At 71.8% G+C, this 23,339-nt stretch carries 15 protein-coding genes; 10 read left to right on the top strand and 5 right to left on the bottom strand.

Annotated elements, in window-relative coordinates; genetic code table 11:
- On the bottom strand, positions 1-858 hold the full coding sequence (locus tag ABT118_RS32165; RefSeq protein ID WP_350678053.1) for a phosphatase PAP2 family protein: 858 nt from the start codon (positions 856-858) through the stop codon (positions 1-3).
- Between the two features lie 397 nt (positions 859-1,255).
- Here ABT118_RS32165 and pulA point away from each other — a divergent pair, with 397 nt between their 5' ends.
- The 4 genes from pulA to ABT118_RS32145 all read left to right on the top strand — a co-directional run bounded on the left by pulA (position 1,256) and on the right by ABT118_RS32145 (position 11,508).
- The gene (gene pulA / locus ABT118_RS32160; protein ID WP_502884756.1) at positions 1,256-6,808 is read left to right on the top strand and encodes a pullulanase-type alpha-1,6-glucosidase; all 5,553 of its coding nucleotides are present in this window, start codon (positions 1,256-1,258) and stop codon (positions 6,806-6,808) included.
- Positions 6,809-7,316: 508 nt separating this feature from the next.
- The gene (locus ABT118_RS32155) at positions 7,317-9,644 is read left to right on the top strand and encodes a M4 family metallopeptidase (protein WP_350678048.1); all 2,328 of its coding nucleotides are present in this window, start codon (positions 7,317-7,319) and stop codon (positions 9,642-9,644) included.
- Between the two features lie 221 nt (positions 9,645-9,865).
- The gene (locus ABT118_RS32150) at positions 9,866-11,173 is read left to right on the top strand and encodes an ammonium transporter (protein WP_350678044.1); all 1,308 of its coding nucleotides are present in this window, start codon (positions 9,866-9,868) and stop codon (positions 11,171-11,173) included.
- On the top strand, positions 11,170-11,508 hold the full coding sequence (locus tag ABT118_RS32145) for a P-II family nitrogen regulator (RefSeq protein ID WP_350678041.1): 339 nt from the start codon (positions 11,170-11,172) through the stop codon (positions 11,506-11,508). Before ABT118_RS32150 ends, ABT118_RS32145 begins: the two co-directional genes overlap by 4 nt.
- A 7-nt stretch (positions 11,509-11,515) precedes the next feature.
- Here the strand turns inward: ABT118_RS32145 and ABT118_RS32140 are convergent, their stop codons facing one another.
- From ABT118_RS32140 to ABT118_RS32130, 3 genes are all read right to left on the bottom strand, one after another.
- Positions 11,516-12,355 carry a hypothetical protein gene (locus tag ABT118_RS32140; protein WP_350678037.1) on the bottom strand — a complete coding sequence of 280 codons (840 nt, stop codon included), beginning with the start codon at positions 12,353-12,355 and terminating at the stop codon, positions 11,516-11,518.
- Between the two features lie 35 nt (positions 12,356-12,390).
- On the bottom strand, positions 12,391-12,888 hold the full coding sequence (locus ABT118_RS32135) for a SigE family RNA polymerase sigma factor (protein ID WP_350678033.1): 498 nt from the start codon (positions 12,886-12,888) through the stop codon (positions 12,391-12,393).
- Positions 12,889-12,968: 80 nt separating this feature from the next.
- On the bottom strand, positions 12,969-13,616 hold the full coding sequence (locus ABT118_RS32130) for a TNT domain-containing protein (protein WP_350678029.1): 648 nt from the start codon (positions 13,614-13,616) through the stop codon (positions 12,969-12,971).
- Between the two features lie 364 nt (positions 13,617-13,980).
- Between ABT118_RS32130 and ABT118_RS32125 the strand changes: the two genes are divergently transcribed.
- Together ABT118_RS32125 and ABT118_RS32120 are read left to right on the top strand one after the other, a co-directional pair.
- Positions 13,981-16,074 (top strand): carbohydrate binding domain-containing protein, encoded by a 2,094-nt coding sequence (locus ABT118_RS32125; protein WP_350678024.1) that lies wholly within the window; start codon positions 13,981-13,983, stop codon positions 16,072-16,074.
- 148 nt (positions 16,075-16,222) lie between these two features.
- Positions 16,223-16,444: a hypothetical protein gene (locus tag ABT118_RS32120; RefSeq protein ID WP_350678019.1), complete on the top strand. Its 222-nt coding sequence runs from the start codon at positions 16,223-16,225 to the stop codon at positions 16,442-16,444.
- Positions 16,445-16,460: 16 nt separating this feature from the next.
- Here the strand turns inward: ABT118_RS32120 and ABT118_RS32115 are convergent, their stop codons facing one another.
- A complete protein-coding gene (locus tag ABT118_RS32115) occupies positions 16,461-17,204 on the bottom strand; it encodes an SDR family oxidoreductase (protein ID WP_350678013.1) in 744 nt (247 codons plus the stop codon).
- Between the two features lie 208 nt (positions 17,205-17,412).
- Here ABT118_RS32115 and ABT118_RS32110 point away from each other — a divergent pair, with 208 nt between their 5' ends.
- The 4 genes from ABT118_RS32110 (at position 17,413) to ABT118_RS32095 (ending at position 23,160) form a co-directional block, all read left to right on the top strand.
- The gene (locus tag ABT118_RS32110) at positions 17,413-18,669 is read left to right on the top strand and encodes an ROK family transcriptional regulator (protein ID WP_350678010.1); all 1,257 of its coding nucleotides are present in this window, start codon (positions 17,413-17,415) and stop codon (positions 18,667-18,669) included.
- A gap of 28 nt (positions 18,670-18,697) precedes the next feature.
- Positions 18,698-19,696: an enolase C-terminal domain-like protein gene (locus ABT118_RS32105; protein ID WP_350678005.1), complete on the top strand. Its 999-nt coding sequence runs from the start codon at positions 18,698-18,700 to the stop codon at positions 19,694-19,696.
- 123 nt (positions 19,697-19,819) lie between these two features.
- Positions 19,820-21,904 (top strand): right-handed parallel beta-helix repeat-containing protein, encoded by a 2,085-nt coding sequence (locus tag ABT118_RS32100; RefSeq protein WP_350677998.1) that lies wholly within the window; start codon positions 19,820-19,822, stop codon positions 21,902-21,904.
- Between the two features lie 242 nt (positions 21,905-22,146).
- On the top strand, positions 22,147-23,160 hold the full coding sequence (locus tag ABT118_RS32095; RefSeq protein ID WP_350677995.1) for an alpha/beta hydrolase: 1,014 nt from the start codon (positions 22,147-22,149) through the stop codon (positions 23,158-23,160).
- Positions 23,161-23,339: the final 179 nt, after the last annotated feature.

Here is a 23,339-nt window from a genome sequence, read left to right as displayed (position 1 = left end):
CTAGTGGTCGACCTTGGTGAGGGCCCACTGCTCCGGGACGGTGACCGGCTCCTCGGCCGGTTCGCCCGGGATGCGGGGGAGCTGGTAGGCCCAGACGTGGTAGATCAGGCGGGCCGCCGCGTAGCCGAGGGCCAGGCAGGCCGCGCCGCCGACCGCGTCCATCCAGAAGTGGTTGGCGGTGGAGACGATCACCAGCAGGGTGGCGGCGGGGTAGAGCAGGCCGAGCGCCCTGACCCAGGTCTTGCGGGCCAGGAAGAAGATGGTCAGCCCGCACCAGAGCGACCACCCGATGTGCATCGAGGGCATCGCGGCGTACTGGTTGGAGACGCTCGCCGCCGCGCCGGAGGCCATCGAGCCCCAGGTGTCGTGCACCTTCACGGTGTCGATGAAGCCGCCGCCGGTCATCAGGCGGGGCGGGGCCAGCGGGTAGAAGTAGAAGCCGATCAGGGCCAGGCCGGTGGTGAGGAAGAGCACCGTCCGGGTGGCGGCGTAGCGGCCGGGGTGGGAGCGGTAGAGCCAGACCAGGACGCCGATGGTCACGATGAAGTGCAGCGTCGCGTAGTAGTAGTTCATCCCGACGATCAGCCAGGTGACCGAGTCGACCGCGTGGTTGATGCTGTGCTCGAACGCGATGCCGAAGGTCTTCTCGAAGTCCCAGATCCAGCTCGCGTGCCGCTGGGCGATCGCCTCCTGCTCGGGGACCGCGTTGCGGACCAGCGAGTACAGCCAGTAGCTGATCCCGATCAGGGCGAGTTCGAACCAGAGCTGTGGCCGGGCGGGCCGGCGGCGCTGGTCGCGGATCCGGCCGCGGACGGCCGCTCCGGTGGACTGGGCGGCCCGGGTGGCTCCGTCCGGCATGCGGCTGGAACCGCCTTCGCTCGGGACGGAACCGGCCCTGGCCGCTGCCTCGACGCCTTCGGCGTCAGCTGTGCGGTGCTCGGTCGATTCCCCCATGGGCGAGAAGTCTGCCAGACGAGCCGTGGCCGTCTGCTCATCCTGCGGTAGGGGATTCTTCACCACCTGTCCCCCTTCGGGGGTACGGGGAGGGGTACCGGGAGCTGACATGGGGTCCATTGTGACTCGTTCGGGGCCGCCCGGTCGACGCGGCCCCCGGTCGGGGCGTCGGCCCGGCCGTCGGCAGGCAACGGTTCGGTCAAGACCGGGCTCGCAATGTTTTCAGCATCTTGCTGAAACATTTTGCAGCCGCTAGCGTCCAGCCACCCAACGACGACGAGCCGCCTCAAGGGAGCCCGCAGTGGCCGAAGTCCAGCCCCGCCGCGCACGGAGCACGACCCGGAGCACGACCCGGAGCACGACGCCCTACCGACGTCCCGGCCGGACGGCCGTACTGATCGCGGCCTCGCTGCTGGCGACCGGGCTGGGGACCGCACCGCTCGCGCTGGCCGCCCAGGCCGCGCCGCCCTCGGACCGGGCGATGGCCAAGGCGGCGGACCGGCACGACCTGACCCGGGAGCAGTTCTACTTCGTGCTGCCGGACCGCTTCGCCAACGGTGACCCGAAGAACGACACCGGCGGCATCACCGGCTCCCGGCTGGAGAACGGCCTCGACCCGGCCGACAAGGGCTTCTACCACGGGGGCGATCTGCAGGGCCTGATCGACAAGCTGGACTACGTCCAGGGCCTGGGCACCACCGCGATCTGGATGGCCCCGCTGTTCAAGAACCGCCCGGTGCAGGGCACCGGCGCGGACGCCTCGGCCGGGTACCACGGCTACTGGATCACCGACTTCACCCAGGTCGACCCGCACTTCGGCACCAACGCCCAGCTCAAGGAGCTGATCGCGAAGGCGCACCGGAAGGGCATCAAGGTCTTCTTCGACGTCATCACCAACCACACGGCGGATGTGGTCGACTTCGCCGAGGGTAAGTACGACTACCGCTCGGCCGGCGCCTACCCGACCCTGGACGCCGACGGGAACCCGGTGGACGAGACCGCTGTCGCCGACGCGGCCGCCCAGTGGCCGAAGATCGGCGCGAACTCGTTCCCCTACACGCCGTCCTTCCGCAGCGAGGCGGACAAGAAGGCCAAGACCCCGTCCTGGCTGAACGACCCCGCGCTCTACCACAACCGGGGCAACTCGACCTTCGTCGGCGAGTCCGCGACCGAGGGCGACTTCTCCGGCCTGGACGACCTGGACACCCAGAACCCGCGGGTGGTCGAGGGCATGAAGCAGATCTACCAGACCTGGGTGAAGGAGAGCGGGGTCGACGGCTTCCGGATCGACACCGTCAAGCACGTCAACCTGGCCTTCTGGTCCCAGTGGGCCCCCGCCCTCAAGCAGTACGCGGCCGAGCGGGGCAACAAGGACTTCTTCATGTTCGGCGAGGTCTACTCCGGCGACCCCTCGGTCACCGCGCCGTACGTGACCAAGGGCAAGCTGCAGGCCACCCTGGACTTCGCGTTCCAGGAGGGCGCCCGCAAGTACGTCTCGCAGGGCGGTTCGGCCAAGGGCCTGGCCGAGCTGTACGCGCAGGACTTCCGCTACACCACGGCCGACACCAACGCGTACGAGCTGCCGACCTTCCTCGGCAACCACGACATGGGCCGGTTCGGCAGCTTCCTGCAGAGCGACAACCCGGGGGCCTCGCCCGAGCTGCTGCTGCAGAAGGACCGCTTCGCCAACGAGCTGATGTTCCTGACCCGGGGTCAGCCGGTGGTCTACTACGGCGACGAGCAGGGCTTCACCGGGGCGGGCGGCGACAAGGACGCCCGGCAGGACGTGTTCGCCTCGAAGACCGACTCCTACAACACCGACACCGTGATCGGCGGCAGCAAGGGCTCGGCCGACCGGTACGGGCAGAACGGTCCGCTGTACCAGGGCATATCCACCCTGGCCGGGCTGCGGAAGGCGCACCCGGCACTGGCCGACGGCGCGCAGATCGAGCGGTACGCCGCCGACGGCGCGGGGGTGTACGCGTTCTCCCGGATCGACGCCCAGCAGCAGGTCGAGTACCTGGTCGCGGTCAACAACTCGGCCGAGCCGAAGACCGTCACGCTGGACACCTTCTCGGCCGGCATGGACTTCAGGCAGCTCTACCCGACCGCCGGCGCCAAGGCCACCAGCGGTGCCGACCGCAAGGTCACGGTGACCGTCCCGGCGTACTCCTCGGTGGTGCACCAGGCGGCCGGCAAGCTCGCCAGGTCGGCCGCCGCGCCCCAACTCACGCTCCGTGCACCCGAGAACGGCTCGACCGGCACCGTCACGGTCGGCGCCGAGGTGCCGGGCGGCGGCTTCAACCGGGTCTCGTTCGCCGCGCAGGTCGGCAACGGCCCCTGGCAGCAGCTCGGTTCGGCCGACAACGGAACGTACAAGGTCGCCCAGGACCTGACCGGGGTCGCCCCCGGCACGGTGGTCCGCTACAAGGCGGTGGTCCAGGACTCCAGCGGCAACCTCCGTTCCACCAACGGGAGTTTCACCACCGGCACCCCCGCGCCGAAGCCGGTGCCGAGCGCCACCTCGCGTCCGTACGCGGTGGTGCACTACCAGCGGAAGAGCGCCGACTACGACGGCTGGAACATGTACGCCTGGGGCGACCTGGCCGACGGCGAGTCGACCCCCTGGCCGGACGGGCACGGCTTCACCGGGCGGGACGCCTACGGGGCCTTCGCCTACGTGAAGCTGAAGAGCGGCGCGGCCGACGTCGGCTTCGTGGTGGAGAAGGGCGGAACGAAGGACGGCGAGGCCGACCGGCACATCGACCTGGGCGCCACCGGCGAGGTCTGGGTCAAGGAGGGCGACCCGAACGTCTACACCAAGAACCCCGACCCGGCCGTCCCGGTGCCCGCCAATACGGCGGTGATCCACTACTACCGGGCCGACGGCAAGTACGACGGCTGGGGCCTGCACGACTGGACCGGCGCGGCCGCCCCCACCGACTGGGGCAACCCGCTGCTGCCCGCCCGCAAGGACTCCTACGGCGCGGTGTTCGAGGTGCCGCTGGCGGTCGGAGCCACCAGCCTCAGCTACATCCTGCACAACGGCAACGACAAGGACCTGCCCAACGACCAGTCGCTGGACTTCGCCACCAGCGGCCGGGAGGTCTGGATCATCGGCGGCCAGGAGGGCCACCTGCTCCCGCAGTCGGCCGGCAGCTCCGCGCAGCTCGACCTCTCCTCGGCCCGGGCCCAGTGGATCGACGCGAGGACCGTGCTGGTTCCGGCCAACTACGGTGCGGGCGACGCCGCACTGGCCGGCGGCACCAGCGCCCAGCTGGTCTACGACCCCGAGGGCGGCCTCAAGGTCGACCAGGGCGTGCTGAACAAGCCCGGCCAGTGGATCCGGCTCAACCCGGGTACTCTGACGGCCGCTCAGAAGGCGAAGTACCCGCACCTGGCGGGCTACCGCGCCTTCACCGTGGACGCCCGGGACACCGGACGGATCACCAGGGCACTGCGCAGCCAGCTGGTCTTCACCGAGCACCTGCCGAGCGGCGCCGCGCTGGCCGCGACCGGCGTGCAGATCCCCGGCGTGCTGGACGACCTGTACGCCGCGAACGCCGCCAAGGCCCAACTCGGCCCGGTCTACCGGAAGTCGGGCGGCCGGAGCTGGTGGGGCGACGACCGCGAGGTGACCCTGTCGCTCTGGGCGCCGACCGCCACCGAGGTCTCGGTGCAGCTCTTCGACCGGGCCACCGGCGGCACGCCCAGGACGGTGCCGCTGCGCCGGGACGAGGCGACCGGGGTCTGGTCGCTGACCCGGGACGCGGACGAACTGGACGGCAAGTACTACCTCTACCAGGTCAAGGTCTGGGCGCCGAGCGTCCGGCAGAACGTCGTCAACCTGGTCACCGACCCGTACTCGGTGGCGCTGTCGGCCGACTCGAAGCGCAGCCTGGTGACCGATCTGGCCGACCGCGACAACAAGCCGCGCGGCTGGGACGGGCACCGCTCGCCGAAGGCGGTGCCGCCCACCCAGCAGCAGATCCAGGAACTGCACGTCCGGGACTTCTCCTCGGCCGACAGCACCGTGCCCGCCGCCGAGCGAGGCACCTACAAGGCCTTCACCGAGTCGAAGTCGGCCGGTATGCAGCACCTGCGGGAACTGGCCCAGGCCGGTGTCACCACCATCCACCTGCTGCCGACCTTCGACATCGCCACCATCCGGGAGAACCGGGCCGAGCAGAAACTGCCCGCCTGCGACCTCGACTCCCTTGCGGCGGACAGCGAGAAGCAGCAGGAGTGCGTGGCGGCGGTCCAGGCCGACGACGCCTACAACTGGGGCTACGACCCGCTGCACTACACCGTCCCGGAGGGTTCCTACGCCACCGACGCGACCGGGACGGCCCGGACCGTGCAGTTCCGCGAGATGGTGCAGGCGATGCACGAGGCGGGCCTGCGGGTGGTGCTGGACGTGGTCTACAACCACACCGCGGCGGCCGGCCAGGCCGAGCACTCCGTGCTCGACCAGGTGGTGCCCGGCTACTACCAACGGCTCAGCGACGCCGGGGCGGTGACCACCGACAGCTGCTGCGCGGACACCGCGCCGGAGCACGCCATGATGAACAAGCTGGTGGTCGACTCGGTGGTCACCTGGGCGAAGGAGTACCGGGTCGACGGCTTCCGGTTCGACCTGATGGGCCTGGACCCGAAGCAGACCGTGCTGGACGTCCAGTCGGCGCTGCGCGGGCTCACCCGGGAGCGGGACGGCGTCGAGGGCAAGGACGTCTTCCTGTACGGCGAGGGCTGGAACTTCGGCGTGGTGGCGAACAACTCCCGCTTCGTTCAAGCCAGTCAGCTGGAGCTGGCAGGCACCGGCATCGCCACCTTCAACGACCGGGTGCGGGACGCTGCCAGGGGCGGCAACTTCATGCTGGGCTCGGCGCCCCAGCAGGGCTTCGCGTCCGGCCTGTACACCGACCCCAACGGGTCCGCGGCGAACGGGACTCCGGCCGAGCAGAAGGCCCGGCTGCTGCACCAGATGGACCAGATCAAGGTCGGGCTGACCGGCAACCTGGCCGGCTTCGGCTTCCGGGACAGCAGCGGAACTGCCGTCACCGGCGCGGGAGTCGACTACAACGGCGCCCCGACCGGGTACGCGGCCAACCCCGGGGAGGCGGTCGAGTACGTCGACGCGCACGACAACGCCGACCTGTTCGACGCGCTGGCCTACAAGCTGCCAACCGCCACCGCCCCGGCCGACCGGGCCCGGATGCAGGCGCTCGGGCTGTCGCTGACCGCGCTGAGCCAGGGCCCCGGCTTCGTCCAGGCCGGCAGCGACCTGCTCCGCTCCAAGTCGCTGGACGCCAACTCCTTCGACTCGGGTGACTGGTTCAACTCGATCCAGTGGGACTGCAGCAAGGGCAACGGCTGGGGCCGGGGCCTGCCGATGGCGGCCGACAACAAGGAGATGTGGCCGACCGCCAAGTCCCTGCTGGCCGACCCCCGGCTGACCGTGGGCTGCAACGAGATCCGGGCCACCGGCGCGCAGTACCGGCAGTTCCTGCGGATCAAGCAGTCCTCGCCGCTGTTCGCCCTGAGCAGCGCGGCCGAGGTGCAGCGGCGGCTGTCCTTCCCGCTCTCGGGCACGGCGGCCGAGGCGCCCGGAGTGATCACCATGCACCTGGACGGCGCCGGGCTGCGGGGTGCGGAGAAGGGCATCACGGTGGTCTTCAACGCCACCCCGACCGCCCAGCGGCAGACGGTGGCCGGCCTGAAGGGCACCCGGCAGGCGCTGCACCAGGTGCAGGCACAGGGCACCGACGCGGTGGTGAAGGGCTCGGCATTCGACCCTGCCGACGGAACCTTCACCGTTCCCGCCCGTACGGTGGCGGTGTTCGTACAGAGCTAGTTGGCTCGAAACAGTCGCCCGGCGGCTTTCGGTGGTGACACCGGAGCCCCGGGCGGCGCTGTTTCCGGGGGCCGGTCGGGAGGGGGTGCCGGAACCGACCGACCGTTTGGGCGGGTGCGGCCTGGCGCACTGTTCAGCACCGATGGGGCGGATGCGAAGCGCGGTCGGCAACATGACAACCATCGCCACCAGGGGCTTACCGGGTCCATGATCCGACACTCCGCCGGGGTTCGAGTGCCTGGGTCGGTTATCGGCCAAACCGTGGCATGCATCTGTCATTCATCACTCGTTTGCTGCCACGATTCCCCCGGCTGCAGACGAGCCGGGCCCCAATCCCCCCGCTGCAGCAGTTCCAGCGCAGGCAAGGCGCTACCTCAAGCACCACTCCTTTGTACGCACCGACCTGGGTCGCGCACCAGTGGCCCAGGGCCCCCGCTGTGCCGCAACCCCGCGGCCAGGTTCTCTCCACCGGCCGTGCACCCCGCGACCGGTCGGAAAAGGAGTCCGCATGTCCCGCTACACCCAAGCCCGGGTGACGATGGCCGCACTCGCGGCCACCACCGCACTGGTGGTGACCGCCCTGCCGACCATGGCCCAGGCGGCCCCCCAGGCTCCCGCGCCGGTCAGCCAGGCTGCCGCCGGCAAGGCCCAACTGCTGTCCGACGCAGGCCAGAAGGGCGCGGGCCTGGCCCAGGCGCTCGGCCTGTCCGGCCAGGAGAAGCTGATCGCCAAGGACGTCGTGGTCGACGCCGACGGCTCCCGCCACCTGCGCTACGAGCGCACCTACGGCGGACTGCCGGTGCTCGGCGGCGACATGGTCGTCCACCAGACCGCGGGCGGCGTCACCAAGGGCCTGGACCAGGCCTCCACCGCCTCGCTGGCGGGCGTCTCCACCACCCCGGCCCAGGCCGCGCCGAAGGCCCAGGCCGCCGCGCTCGCCGCCGCGCAGGGCAGCAGCCTGGACACCGCGCCCCGACTGGTCGTCTGGGCCGCCGGCAACGCGCCGACGCTGGCCTGGGAGACCGTGGTCTCCGGCGTCGAGGCGGACGGCACCCCGGCCCGCACCCACATCGTGACGGACGCTCAGTCCGGCGCCGTGCTGCAGAAGTTCGAGGGTATCCAGAAGGGCACCGGCCAGGGCGTCTTCGTCGGCAACGTCACCATCGGCACCTCGCTGTCGGGCTCGACGTACCAGATGAAGGACACCGCCCGCGGCGGGCAGTACACCACGAACCTGAACAACGGGACCTCCGGCAACGGCACCCTGTTCACCAAGGCCACCGACGCCTGGGGCAACGGCGTGGCCAGCAACAAGGAGTCGGCCGCCGTCGACGCGCACTACGGCGCGGGCGCGACGTGGGACTTCTACAAGAACACCTTCAACCGCAGCGGCATCCGCAACGACGGTGTCGGTGCCTTCAGCCGGGTCCACTACGGCAGCAACTACGTCAACGCCTTCTGGGACGACAGCTGCTTCTGCATGACCTACGGCGACGGCTCGGGCAACAACGCCCCGCTGACCGCCCTGGACGTGGCCGGCCACGAGATGACCCACGGTGTCACCTCCAACACCGCCAACCTGACCTACTCCGGTGAGTCCGGCGGCCTGAACGAGGCCACCTCCGACATCTTCGGCACCATGGTCGAGTTCTACGCCAACCTCCCCGCCGACGTGCCGGACTACCTCATCGGCGAGGAGATCAACATCAACGGGGACGGCACGCCGCTCCGTTACATGGACAAGCCCTCCAAGGACGGCTCGTCCAAGGACGCCTGGTACTCGGGCATCGGCAACGTGGACGTCCACTACTCCTCGGGCCCGGCCAACCACTTCTTCTACCTGCTGTCCGAGGGCAGCGGCGCGAAGGTCATCAACGGCGTCAGCTACAACAGCCCGACCACCAACAACATCGCCGTGACCGGCATCGGCCGGGACAAGGCGGCGGCGATCTGGTACCGCGCGCTGACGGTCTACATGACCTCCAGCACCAACTACGCCGCGGCCCGCACCGCGACCGAGAAGGCCGCGACCGACCTGTACGGCGCGGGCTCGGCCGAGCTGCTCGCGGTCGGCACCGCCTGGGCCGGCGTCAGCGTCGGCACCGTGCCCACCAACCCGGGCACCGTGACCGTCACCAACCCGGGCAACCAGACCACCAAGGTGAACACCGCGGTGAGCCTGCAGATCCAGGCCACCGGCGGCACCGCCCCGCGCACCTTCACCGCCTCCGGCCTGCCGGCCGGTCTGTCCATCAGCTCCGCGGGCCTGATCACCGGCACCCCGACCACGCTGGGCACCTCGAACGTGACCGTCACCGCGACGGACAGCGCCTCGAAGACCGGCACGGCCAGCTTCACCTGGACCGTCAACGACGTCACCAGCACCTGCACCCCGGCGCAGCTGCTCGGCAACGCGGGCTTCGAGTCCGGTGCCACGACGTGGACCCAGACCTCCGGTGTGATCGACAGCGGCACCACCAAGCCGGCCCGCACGGGCTCGTACAAGGCCTGGCTGAACGGTTACGGCTCCGCCCACACCGACAGCATCACCCAGACCGTCTCCATCCCGGCCGGCTGCAAGGCGACCCTCGGGTTCTACCTGCGGATCGACACCGCCGAGACCGGCACCACCGCCTACGACAAGCTCACCGTGACGGCGAACGGCACCGCCCTGAAGACGTACTCCAACGTCGACAAGACGGCCACCTACACCCTGCGCACCTTCGACCTCTCGGCCTACGCCGGCCAGAGCGTCACCCTGAAGTTCAACGGTGTCGAGGACGCGTCCCTCGCCACCAGCTTCCTGATCGACGACACCTCGATCACCACCAGCTGACCCCGCGTCAGTAAGTGAACTCCGGACCCCGGCTGCCGCGAGCAGCCGGGGTCCGGCCACGTCCGGGGCCGGGGTCCGGCCGTGTGAGCAGTCCGAAACGGCCGCGCAACACGAAACGCGGCCGAAACACGCATGTCCGCATCCGGTAATCCGTTCCGTCCAGACTCCCTCCCACCAGCGCACACACCCCACCCACGGTGCGCGGTTCGGGAAGGCTCCACATGCTCCTCGCTGACACCACCGCCGGTCTCGACACCGGTGACACCGCCTGGCTGCTGGCCAGTACCGCGCTGGTCCTGCTGATGACTCCCGGCCTCGCGCTGTTCTACGGCGGCATGGTCCGCACCAAGAGCGCGCTCAACATGATCATGATGAGCTTCGTCTCGATCGCCGTGGTCACCGTGGTCTGGCTGCTGGCCGGTTACTCGCTCGCCTTCGGCCCCGACCTCGGCGGCCTCGGGCTGATCGGGGGGCTGGACCACCTCGGGATGGCCGGGATCACCCCCGCCTCGCTGACCGGCAAGGTGCCCACCCTGCTGTTCGCCACCTTCCAGCTGACCTTCGCGATCATCACCGCCGCGCTGATCAGCGGTGCGGTGGCGGACCGGGCCAGGTTCGGCGCCTGGGTGGCCTTCACGGCGGTCTGGACCCTGCTGGTCTACGTCCCGGTCGCGCACTGGGTGTTCTCGCCCGACGGCTGGATCCTGTCGAAGCTGGGCGCGCTGGACTTCGCCGGCGGCCTAGTGGTCGAGATCAACTGCGGGGCCAGCGGCCTGGCCCTGGCCCTGCTGCTGGGCCCCCGGCTCGGGTTCAGGAAGGAGGCCATGCGGCCGCACAACCTGCCGCTGGTGCTGCTCGGCGCGGGTCTGCTCTGGTTCGGCTGGTTCGGCTTCAACGCGGGCTCCGCGCTGGGCGCCAACGGCACCGCCGCCGCCGTGCTGCTGAACACCCAGGCGGCGGGCTGCACCGGCCTGTTGGGCTGGCTGCTGGTGGAGAAGAAGCGGGACGGCCACGCCACCACCCTCGGCGCCGCCTCCGGCGCGGTGGCCGGACTGGTCGCCATCACCCCCTCCTGCGGCAGCGTCGACCTGCTCGGCGCGCTGGCGATCGGCCTGGCCGCGGGCGTGGTCTGCTGCTACGCGGTCAGCTGGAAGTTCCGCTTCGGCTATGACGACTCGTTGGACGTGGTCGGGGTGCACCTGGTCGCCGGGGTGATCGGCACCGTGCTGATCGGCGTCTTCGCCTCCGCGGTGATGACGGGCGGCGCCACCGGTCTGCTGCACGGCGGTTTCGGCCAGCTCGGCAAGCAGCTGGTGGCCGTGGTCGCGGTCGGCGCCTACGCCTTCGCGGCGACGTACGGGATCGGCAAGGTGATCGACCGGGTGATGGGCTTCCGCGCCTCGGCCGAGGACGAACAGACCGGCCTGGACCTCGCCGTGCACGCCGAGACCGCGTACGATCACGGCGTCCTGGGCCACGGCAGCGCCGCGTCCCACGCCCCCACTGCTGTGAAGGCCCCCGTCGCATGAAGCTGATCACCGCCGTCGTCAAGCCGTTCAAGCTGGACGAGGTCAAGAACGCGCTCCAGGCCCGCGGTGTGCACGGACTGACCGTCACCGAGGCGAGCGGCTACGGCCGTCAGCACGGCCACACCGAGGTCTACCGGGGCGCCGAGTACCGGATCGACCTGGTGCCCAAGGTGCGGATCGAGGTCGTGGTCGAGGACGAGGAGGCCGACGTGGTGGTGGACGCCATCGTCGACGCGGCCCGGACCGGCAAGATCGGCGACGGCAAGGTCTGGGTGGTCCCGGTGGACAGCATCGTCCGGGTCCGGACCGGCGAGCGCGGCCCGGACGCGGTCTGACGGGGGCTCAGCTCCCGCTCTTGGTCGACTGCGGTGCCGGGGTCGGGGCCGACGGGGGGTCGAGCGGGTCGGCGGGCTGCCAGACCCGGCTGGAGGCCATGGCCTCCAGGACGGGGAGCGGCACCGGTGGCACCGCCCGGGCGCTGGTGACCGCGCCGTCCGGGCTCACCGTGCCACTGGCCACGGTGATCAGGACCGCCGAGCCGTCGGGATGGCGCACGCTCACGTCGAAGCTGTACAGGCCGTAGGCGTTGGTGGCGGTGACCGTGCTCCGCACCAGGCTGCCGTCCGCGAGCACCGTGGTGCGGCAGCCGGCCGGCGGGGCGCCGGCGGGGCGCGGTGGGCTGTCGGCGGCCCGGGCGGGCGGTCCGGTCGGGCAGTCCGTACCGGGGCCGTCCGCCTTCGGCCCGACCCGGACCCGGACGGCGACGAGGAGACCGGAGCGGTCGACGAAGTCGCCCCCGGCCTCGACGAACCCGGCCGGGGAGTAGTTCTCCGACCAACTCCGTTCGGAGGAACCCAACTTGAGGTCGGTCGGCCGCAGTTCGCTGCTGAGCAGTTCGAGCAGGGTGTCCGCGGTGGGGACGGGTCGGAGCTGCTCGCCCTCGACCGGCGCCGGGGTCTGCTGCGCGGCGGTGACCGGCCGGTCGGACCCCTGCGGCCACGGGACGGCCGTCCCGGCCAGGGCCAGCGCCGCCACGGTGAGCGCCGAGGCGGCGATCCCCAGCCGCCGGTTCCGCCGGCGCCGCCGGCCGAGCCGTTGGCTCTCGGCGACCATCAGCGCCACCGGTGGTTCGAGCTCCCGGACCGCGTCGAACAGCCCGGCGAACTCCTGGTCGTGCTCCATGTCCCTGTCCCTGCTGGTGGTCGTCGGTGGGTGTGTCACGGGCAGAGCATGAGCTCCCGGTCGTTGCCCAGCACCTCGCGGAGCTTGGCCAACGACCGGGTGGTGAGGCTCTTCACCGCACCGGGGGAGACCTCGAGCAGCTCGGCCACGTCCTCGACGCTCTGGTCCTCCAGATAGCGCAGCACCACCACCATCCGGTTGCGCGGCGGCAGTTGGGCCAGCGCGGCGACCAGCGTCAGCCGCAGGTCGGACTGGCCGCCGCTGTGCGCCGACGGCTCCGGCAGCTCGGCCGAGACGACCTCGCCGGAGCGGCGCAGCCGCTGCTGCGAGAGGTACATCCGCAGCAGGACCTTCCGCGCGTACGCGTCCAGCCCCGGCTCGTCCCGGCCGCGCCGCAGCCGCCCCCAGACGGTGAACATCTTCGCGAGCGTGTTCTGCACCAGGTCCTGCGCCTGGTGCCAGTCCCCGCACATCAGATAGGCCACATGGAACAACCGCCTGCTTCTAGTGCCGGCGAACTCCTCGAACTCCATGCCCCGCCCCACCCGGTGGATCCTGCTGACGTCACAGACCCTGACGCTCCGACAGACGGATAGGTATCACGGAGGATTGGTCAGATCCGGGCCAGGTACCCGTTGTCGATCAGCCAGAGCACGTTGAGCCGGGCCGGGGCGCCGGGGACGTGGCGGGCGTCCAGCTGGTACTGCCAGCCGTAGCCGGGCTGGCCGAACCACGGGGCGATCGGGCCCGCGTCGACGGTGAACGGGCGGGTCACCCGGTACGCGTGGTAGTTGCAGGGCGCGGCGGGCTCGCTGTCCAGGCTCTGCGGCGGGATCGCCCGGGTCGCGTACGGGAGACCCTCGGGGGCGAGGTAGGAGCCGTACTCGCTGCCGTAGCGGTCGATCCGCTGGCCGGTGCCGAGGGTCTGCTGGATCTCCAGCGGGGTGCCGTCGGGGGTGGTGACGTAGCCGTCGGCGGGCGGGTAGCGCCAGGAGCCGGCGGCGGAGTCGTAGTAGCGGTCGAGGAACTGCTGCTCGGTCAGGCCGCCGGTGCGCTGGTAGCCCCAGAGCTGGCGGCCGACCGGGCCGGTGGTGGGGAGCTGCTCGGGGCCGAGGCGGCGGTCGCCGTGGAAGTCGGCGGTCGAGCACTCGGCGGAGCCGGCCCGGGTGGCGGCGGTGGCGGTGGGGCCGGCGGCCAGCACCGTGCCGGTGAGCAGGGTGGCCGTCATGCCGAGCGCGGCCAGGGTACGACGAATCCTCATGGGGCTTGCTCCCGAAGGCAGTTGGGTAATGGTCCGGATGCGGACCGTGATCATCGAAGCGGGACGGCGGCCCCGCGTCAATCGCGGCGCGCGGTTTCGGCCGTGACCTGATCGAGTGACCCATCTGTTGCCGACGGGAGTCTTGACGCGCCCCGGGGGCGGCCGTAGGTTCAGCGCGTTGCAAGTTTCCAGAAAGTTTCAACGGTCTTGCAGCAAGAGATCTTGAACACGCCGACGGTGCATCACCGACGCGTCCCGGACCGGGACGGCCCCCCACGGCCCTCCGGTCCGCCCCTTCCTGCCGTGCCCACCCGCGCCACCCGCGGGTGATCCCAGGCTGCCCACCCAGCCCCCTGGAGACACTGTGGTCACCACCTCCCCCCGTCGTCGCGCGGTCGGCGCAGCCGCCGCCTCGGCCGCCCTCGCGCTCTCGATCGGCACCGGGCTCTCGCTCGCCCCCACCGCCCAGGCCACCCCGCCCGGCACCAAGGACGTCACCGCCACGCTGTTCGAGTGGCGCTTCGACTCCGTCGCCAAGGCCTGCACCGACACGCTCGGCCCGAAGGGCTACGGCTTCGTCGAGGTCTCCCCACCCCAGGAGCACATCCAGGGCGGCCAGTGGTGGACCTCCTACCAGCCCGTCAGCTACAGGATCGCCGGACGGCTCGGCGACCGGGCCGCGTTCCAGAACATGACCGCCACCTGCCACGCCGCGGGCGTCAAGGTGATCGCCGACTCGGTGGTCAACCACATGTCGGCCGGCTCCGGCACCGGGACCGGCGGCACCAACTACACCAAGTACAACTACCCCGGCTACTACGGGGACCAGGACTTCCACTCCTGCCGCACGGCGATCAGCAACTACGGCGACCGCTCCAACGTGCAGAACTGCGAGCTGGTCAACCTCTCCGACCTCAACACCGGGTCCGGGTACGTCCAGCAGACCATCGCCAACTACCTGAGCGACCTGCTCTCGCTCGGTGCGGACGGCTTCCGGATCGACGCCGCCAAGCACATGGCCGCCACCGACATGGCCGGCATCAAGGCGAAGATGAGCAACCCGAACGCCTACTGGGTGAGCGAGGTGATCTACGGCGGCGGCGAGCCGATCCAGCCCTCGGAGTACACCGGGGTCGGCGACGTGGACGAGTTCCGCTCCGCGACCTGGCTGAAGAGCGCCTTCAACGGCGGGAAGATCTCCGACCTGGGCAGCTGGGGCAGCGGCCTGCTGGGCAGCACGCAGGCCCGCACCTTCGTCGACAACTGGGACACCGAGCGCAACGGCTCGACCCTGAGCTACAAGAACGGCTCCGCCTACACCCTGGCCAACGTCTTCCTGCTGGCCCACCCGTACGGCTCGCCGAACGTCTACTCCGGCTACGCCTTCGACAGCAACGACGCCGGCCCGCCGAACGGCGGCACCGTCAACTCCTGCTACGCCGACGGCTGGAACTGCACCCACGCCTGGCGCCCGGTCGCCAACATGGTCGGCTTCCGCAACGCGGTCAGCGGCACCGGCATCACCAACTGGTGGTCCAACGGCAACAACGCGATCGGCTTCGGCCGGGGCGACAAGGGCTACGTGGCGATCAACCGGGAGAGCGGGGCGGTCACCCAGACCTTCCAGACCTCGCTGCCGGCCGGCGTCTACTGCGACGTCCAGCACGGCGACTTCGCGGGCGGCAGCTGCTCCGGCACCACCTACACGGTCGGCTCGGACGGGAGGTTCACCGCCACCGTCGGCGCGGGCGACTCGCTCGCGCTGCACGTCAACGCCAAGGGCGGCACCGTGGTGAGCCCGTCGCCGACCCCGACCCCGACCGGGACCGGTGCGGCCACGGTCTTCTACAGCACCAGCAAGAACTGGTCCGCCTACTACCTGCACTACGCCCCGACCGGCGGCAGCTGGACCACCGCACCCGGCGTCACCATGGACGCCGCCTGCGCCGGCTGGGTGAAGAAGACGGTCGCCCTCGGCGCCGCCACCGGACTCGCGGCCACCTTCAACAACGGGTCCGGCACCTGGGACAACAACGGCAGCGCCAACTACGCGCTGGGCAGCGGCAACGTCACGGTCAAGGACGGGGTGATCGGCAGCGGGGACCCGTGCGCCGGTGCCACGGCCAGCCCCACGGCAAGCCCCAGCCCCAGCCCCACGGCCGGGGTGACCGGCGCGGCCTTCGCGGTCAACGCCACCACGGTGACCGGCCAGAACATCTACCTGGTCGGCAACAACGCGGCCCTGGGCAACTGGAACACCGGCAGCGCGCTGCTGCTCTCCTCGGCGGCCTACCCCGTCTGGAAGCTCGACCTCACGCTGGCCGCCGGGACCGCGTTCGAGTACAAGTACGTCCGCAAGGACGCTGCCGGCGCGGTGACCTGGGAGAGCGGGGCCAACCGCACCGCCACCGTCCCGGCGAGCGGCCTGGTCGCGCTGAACGACACCTGGCGCAGCTGACCCGCCGTCAAGACCGGCCGGCCGCTCCCGCCCCCAGCGCACGGGGGAGGGGGCGGCTGGTCACGGCTGTGCGGACGAAACCCCCCGATCGAGTGGCGTGCCGCCGTGGCACGCACCCCGGGGGCGTGCGCTCCGGCAGCATCGGGGCGTGAGCAACACCTCCGCCGTCCTCGACCTCCAGCTCTACGGCGGCCGCTGGGACGGCCACCGCAAGCGGGTCCGGTCCGTCGCCCCGCCCCCGTCGCTGCGGATGCTGCTGCGGACCGAACTGCCCGCGGCCGAGGCGGGTGAGTACTGGCCCACCACCAGCGTCTACCGGCTGGAGCACGACGGCCCGTTCCGGCGCTACCGCCACTCCCACGACGAGTAGCTCCGCCCCGGAGCGGTCAGCCGCGGCCGATGTAGGGCATGGTGGTCGCCAGCACGGTGGCGAACTGGACGTTGGCCTCCAGCGGGAGTTCGGCCATGTGGCGGACGGTGCGGGCCACGTCGGCGACGTCCATGGTGGGCTCGGGGGCGATCCGGCCGTCGGCCTGGCGGACCCCGGTGGACATGGCGGCGGTCATGTCGGTGGCGGCGTTGCCGATGTCGATCTGGCCGCAGGCGATCCGGTACGGACGGCCGTCCAGCGAGAGCGACTTGGTCAGGCCGGTGACGGCGTGCTTGGTGGCGGTGTACGCGATGCTGCCGGGGCGCGGGGTGTGGGCGGAGATCGAGCCGTTGTTGACGATCCGGCCGCCCTGCGGGTCCTGACGCTTCATCAGGCGGAAGGCGCCCTGGGCGCAGAGGAAGGCGCCGGTCAGGTTGAGGTCCACCACCGCGCGCCAGTCGGCGACGCTGAGGTCCTCCAGCGGGGTCGGGGACCCGAAGCTGCCCGCGTTGTTGAAGAGCAGGTCGATCCGTCCGAAGTGCTCGGCAGTGGCGGCGAACAGCGCGTCCACGGCGTCCGGGTCGGTGACGTCGGTGGGCACGGCGAGCGCGTCCCGGCCGGCCTCGGCGGTCACCGCGTCGAGCGGCTCGGCCCGGCGCCCGGCCAGCACCAGCCGCCAGCCGTGGGCGGCCAGCTCCAGTGCGACGGCGCGGCCCACGCCGCTGCCTGCTCCGGTGACGACGGCGACCTGCTGCGACATCTGTACTCCTCGCTGGGACGGGCTCCCCGCGATGATCGCGCACGGACGGCCGGGCCGTCACCTGTCGGAGCGTCCAGCGAAGACGGGGCCGACGGCTCCCTGGCTGATGGGAAGTGCCGGAAGGGGCTTGCGCACGGCCCTCCGAGTGACTTAGTTTCTGAAATTAAGTCACTGCGGTCGCTAGAGTGTCCGAGAGGAGGCAGTCATCGTGGAGAACCGGAACGGCCAGCCCCAGGGCCTGGTCACAGCAGGACAGCGGGCCGAGCTGATGCGGCAGGGCAACGCCTCCGCGGTGCTGCGCGCCGTGCTCGCGCACGGCCCGGTCTCGCGCGCCGAGATCGCCCGGCACACGGGGCTGTCCGCGCCGAGCGTCACCAAGCTGGCGTCCGCCCTGCTGGAGGCCGACCTGCTCAACGAGCTGGCCCCGATGGAGCCCACCCAGGGCCGCCCCCGGGTGCCGCTGCGGGTGGACGGGGACCGGATCGTCGCCCTCGGCCTGCACATCGGACTGCTCCGCACCACCTTCGGCCTGGTCGGCCTGGACGGCAGCGTGATCGCCGAGCGCGAGCTCCCGCACCATGAGCTGCCCGACCTCTCCCCGGCCCGGGTGATCGAGCAGGCCGGCCGGGGCGTCCGGGCCTTCCTGGCCGAGAAGCTGGACGGCCGCCGCCTGGTCGGCACCGGCGTCAGCATCGGCGGCTGGGTGGACGGCGCCAAGGGCAGGGTGGTCGAGCACGGTCCGCTCGGCTGGCGGGACGTCAGCCTGCTGGACCAGCTGGCCGGGAGCCTGCCCGGGCCGCTGGTGCTGGAGCAGACCGTCCGCGCCATCGCCCGGGCCGAGCTGTGGTTCGGCGCGGGCCGCGAGGTCGACGACTTCGTGCTGGTCTTCATCGGCAACGTGCTGGGCGCCGCGATCGTGGTCGACCGCACCGTGCACCGGGGCCCCGGCGCGGCGGCCGGTGCGATCGAGCACCTGCTCGCCACCGACGACCCCGAGGTGCGCTGCCCGGTCTGCGGTGCGGGCTGCCTGAACGCCACCGCCTCCGACACCGCACTGGTCACCCGGGCCCGGCAGCTCGGGGTGATCCCGGACGACCCGGCGGACGGCGACGCGCTCGCACTGGAGCGGCTGGTCGCACTGGCCCGGCCCGCCGGTTCGGGCACCGGCGACGAGCAGGCGCAGGAGCTGCTGCGGATCCGGGCCCGCCGGGTCGGCCGGGCGGTCGGCACCATCGTGGACCTGATCAACCCCAGCCGGGTGGTGCTCGCGGGCGGCATCCTGGTCGCCGACGAGTACCTGGACGAGCTGCGCACCGAGGTCGGCCGCCGCAGCCACCGGGGCCTGGCCGTCGCCGACGACATCGTCCCGGCGGTGTTCGGCGCCCGGACGCTGGTCCGCTCCTCGGCGGTGCCGGTGCTGGAGCGGGTCATCACCGAGCCGTTCACCGCGCTGGGGATGCTGTGAGACCGGGGTTCCCAGGGTCGGTCCTCCGGTGACCGGGGTCGAGCTGTTCCGCTGCGCGGTGAGCGCGCGGACGGAGTGGCTGCTGCTCCGGCTCACCGATCCCGACGGCGCCACCGGGTGGGGCGAGTGCTCCGACGCGGGCTCGGCGGCCCTGGTGGTCAAGGCACTCGAGGGCGCGGCCGGGGACGCCTTCACCGCCCGTACGGTGCGCGGCGCGGTGGCCCAGGCCAGGGCGGACCAGGCGGCCCGCCGGGCCGGGGTACCGCTCCGGGCCTGGTGGGGCGGGGCCGACGAACCGGTCGAGCTGTACGCCAACCTGAACCGGATGCCCGGCGGCCGGAGCCCGGCCGAGGTGGCCGCCGGTGCGGTGGAGGCGGTGCGGGCGGGCTTCCGCACCGTCAAGCTGGCGCCCTTCGACGCCCCGGGCGACGGCCCGTTGGCGGCGGTCGGGCTGGCCCGGGTGCGGGCCGTCCGGGCGGCGGTCGGTGCCGGGATCGGGGTGCTGGTGGACTGCCACGAGCGGCTCGCACTGTCCGAACTGCTGCCGCTGCTGGACGAGTTCGCCGAGCTGGAGATCGGCTGGCTGGAGGACGGGGTCGGGGTGGAGCGCCCGGCCGAGCTGGCCGAGCTCCGGGCCCGTACCGAACTGCCGCTGGCGGGCGGCGAGTTCGCGTACGACGCCGGACAGCTCGACGACGGGCTGCTCGACTTCGTGCTGCCGGACGTCAAGCACGCCGGCGGCCCCGAGGCGGTGCTCGCACTGGCGAAGGGCGCCGGTGCGGCCAGGGTCTCGCTGCACAACCCGGCCGGTCCGGTGGCCACCCTGCACAGCGCCCACCTGGCGGCCGCCCTGCCCGCCGCGCCGCTGGAGTACGCCTTCGGTGAGGTGCCCTGGCGGGCCGAGCTGGCGGGCGAGCGGATCGAGGACGGGCGGCTGCTGCTGCCCGCCGGGCCCGGTCTCGGGATCGAGCCCGACCTGGGCCACTTCGCGGTCCGCGCGCTCTGGCGCGGCCCGCTCTGTCACTGAACTTCCTTTCTCTGCAACCCACTTCCGAGGAGAGCCATGTCCTGGTGCGCTGCCCGATGTCCGATCGGCACCGTCCCGTCCGTCGTCCACTCCCAGCCACCCCCCTGATCGAGGAGGCTCCCCATGCGTGCTCTGCGCACGCTCGTCCTGGCCGCTGTCGTGCTCAGCGGCCTCTCCGTGACCCCGACGGCCGCCCAGGCCGCACCCGCCGTCCGCTACGTGGACTGCGCCGCCACCGCCGCCGGTGACGGCTCCCCGGCCGCCCCGCTGAACAGCCTGGCCGCCGTCAACGCGCTCACCCTGGCTCCCGGCGACCAGGTACTGCTGCGGCGCGGCAGCACCTGCACCGGTGAACTCGCCCCGGTCGGCGCCGGATCGGCCGCCGCCCCGGTGCTGATCGGCGCGTACGGGGCGGGCACCGCCCGTCCGGTGATCGACGCCCACGGTGCCGCGAACGCCGTCCTGCTCCGCAACTTCCCCCATGTCACCGTCCAGGACCTGGAGTTGACCGCGCCGGGGGACAACACCCAGCGCCGCCGGGGGGTCTACGTGCTGGCCACCGACGCGGGCACCGTCCCCGGGGTGACCCTGCAGCGGCTGTCCATCCACGACGTGCGCGGCCTGATGCCGTCCACCGTCACGCCGTTCTTCCACGGGAACGGCAAGTACGCCGACGCCACCGGCGCGATCGTGGTCGAGGCGGGCGGCAGCGTCACGCCGACCGCGTTCGCCGGCACCAGGATCCTCGACAACGAGATCCGCTCGGTGGACCGGCAGGGCATCTACACCTGGTCCAACTGGTGCCGCCGCCCGGCGCTGGCCACGTTCTGGAACAGCCTCTGCTCCGGCAACTGGCTGGCCTCCACCGGCCTGGAGATCCGCGGCAACCGCCTCACCGACGTGGGCGGCGACGGCATCGTGGTGAAGGGCAACACCGGAGCGCTGGTCGAGCGCAACCGGCTGGCCGGGTTCAACGTCCGCTCCGGCAGCCCGAACGCGGGGATGTGGACGGCGAACAGCGACGGCTCGGTGTTCCAGTTCAACGAGACCTCGGGCGGGCGGACCACCTCCGACGGGATGGCCTACGACGTGGACCACTCCACCAGCGGCACGGTGTTCCAGTACAACCTGTCGCACGACAACGAGGGCGGCTTCTTCCTGCTCTGCCCGTACGACAAGCCGACCGTCGACTTCACCATCCGCTACAACGTCTCGATCAACGACAAGGCGCGCGGATTCCAGGTCTGCTCCGGCCCGTTGACGGGCGGGAAGATCTACAACAACACGATCGAGGTCGGCGCCGGGATCTCCACCGCGCTGGTCACCGAGAGCACCAGCGCCGCGCTGGACGTCTCGTTCCGCAACAACGTGGTGCGCAAGGAGGGCGCCGGCACGGTCTCCTGGACGCTCAGCGACCCGGCCTTCACCGTCGACCACAACGCCTTCCGCAACGTCGCCGCCTACGCCGGGGCGACCAACACGGTGACCGCCGCACCGGGGCTGGCCGCACCGCAGGTGCGTGACCCGAAGGGGGTCGAACTGCTCACCGGGTACCCGCTGCTGGGGGCCGGGGCGGTGATCGCGGACAACGGCGGCCGGGACTTCTTCGGCAACCCGGTGCCCGCCGCGGCGGCGCCGAACATCGGGGCGTACCAGGGGGCCGGGGTCGGGACGCCGGTGTCGATCAGCCGCTTCGACACCGACGCCCTCGGTGCGGCGCCGGCCGGCTGGGTCTCGACCGGCCCGGTCACCACCGTGGCCGACCCGGCGGGCGACCTCGGCCGCTCGGTCCGGCTGGACCCGGGGGCGAGCACGGTGACGGCGTTCACCGCCTCGGGCGACCTGCGGGTCTCGGCCCGGGTCAGGGCCGGGCAGAGCGGCGGAGCGCCGTTCGGGCTGCACCTGCTGGACCAGGCCGGCACCCCGGTGGCGCAGGTCTCACTGGCCGCGAGCGGCCGGGTGGCCTGGACCACCGGGACGGGCGGCTGGCTGGAGGACGGGCCGGCCTACCGGGCGGGCGAGTGGCAGCTGCTGGAGCTGGTGCTGCATCCGGCCGCCGGGACGTACGACGTCCGGTTCGACGGTGTGACAGTGGTCACCGGCGCCGCGAGCGGCCCCTCGGCCGGGCCGGCCGCCAAGGTCCGCGCCCAGGTGGCCGGAACCGGCTCGTTCACGCTGGACGAGGTGATCATCGGCCCCGCCGGCTGACGTCCGACCCGCCGTCCGGCGGGGGTCCGCCCCCGCCGGACGACGGGATGTCAGGCCGGAGTCCGAAGATCGCAACCGCCGTTCCGTGCGCGTGCGTCGTAGGATTCCGGACGGCGCACTCGGCCCTGCGGGCCGCCGGCGCCGACCAGGGGGCGGCATCCGAGGTGCCGCGGCCCCGGCCTCACCTCGGGGCCACCGTTCCGGCCGGTTCGCCGGGACGTGAGATCGGTCGGAGAGAGACCTTGCCGCTCAAGCACGCCAGCCGTACCACCCTGTCCGCCGTGAGCCTGCTCGCCCTCGCCCTGGGCCTGGCGGCCTGTGGCAGCGAGCCCGGCCCGGCCGGCTCGGACCGGCAGGCGGCCGGCAGCGGTGCCTCGGCGTCCGCGGAGAAGAGCACCCCGCCGCCCAAGCCGAGCAAGGTGCTGATGCCCACCGGTCCGGCGGCCGAGCTGAAGAAGATCCGGGACACCCCGGTCGGTCCGATAACGGTGAGCACGGTGGCCGGCCCGAAGTCCGGCGTCACCGGCAAGGTCTGGGTCTGGCTGCCGCCGGAGTACCACGACCCGAAGTTCGCCAAGACCGGCTTCCCGGTGATCACCCTGTACGCGGGCGGCCAGAGCGCGGGCTACAACACCTGGACCGACGCCCAGCTGCCGATCCAGGAGGCCGACGTCGACCTGGTCAAGCAGGGCAAGGCGCACCCGTTCATCATGGTGATGCCGGTGCAGAACCTGGACCCCAACGAGGCCAAGGCACTGGAGTGCAGTGACATTCCGGGGCAGCCGAAGATCGGCACCTGGATGTCGCAGGACATCCCCGACTTCGTCCGGGCCAACTTCCGCACCGTCAAGGGCCGGGACGGCTGGGGCCTGATGGGCGCCTCCACCGGCGCGTTCTGCAGTGCCAAGCTGGCGCTCCAGCACCCGGACGTGTTCAAGGCCGCGGTGCCGATCGACGGCTACTTCAACCCGGACTCCCCACTCTGGAAGGGCCACGAGGCCGAGCGCCTCGCCAACAGCCCCGACGTGCTGGCCACCAAGGGCACCGCCGACGTCCGGATGCTGGCCACCGCGGGCGGCGCCAACGCGTTCGAGCTCAAGGTCGTGCAGAAGTGGGTCGGCAAGGTCGCGGCCCCGGCCACGGTCGAGTACTACGAGCAGCCCGGCGGCAAGCACCTCACCACGGACTTCAAGAAGATGATCCCGATGACCCTGGAGTGGCTGAGCAAGAACCTGGCCGGCCCCGAGCACGACTGACCGGGGGCGGGGCCGAGCGGCCGCCAGGGCGCTGACCTGCACGTCAATCAGACATTGATTCGACTCTGATGGTCTGTCACCACCCTGGAGACCCGAGCCGGGGGGGGGGGGGGGCGGGGCCCCCCCCCCCCCCCGGGGCCCCCCGGGGGGGGGGTGGCAAGCACACCCCCCAGCAGCGC

The sequence above is a fragment of the Kitasatospora sp. NPDC002040 genome (assembly GCF_040296785.1).
Lineage (GTDB): Bacteria > Actinomycetota > Actinomycetes > Streptomycetales > Streptomycetaceae > Kitasatospora.
Note: the sequence above shows the minus strand (reverse complement) of the source record. Positions and strands in the feature narration are given on the sequence as shown.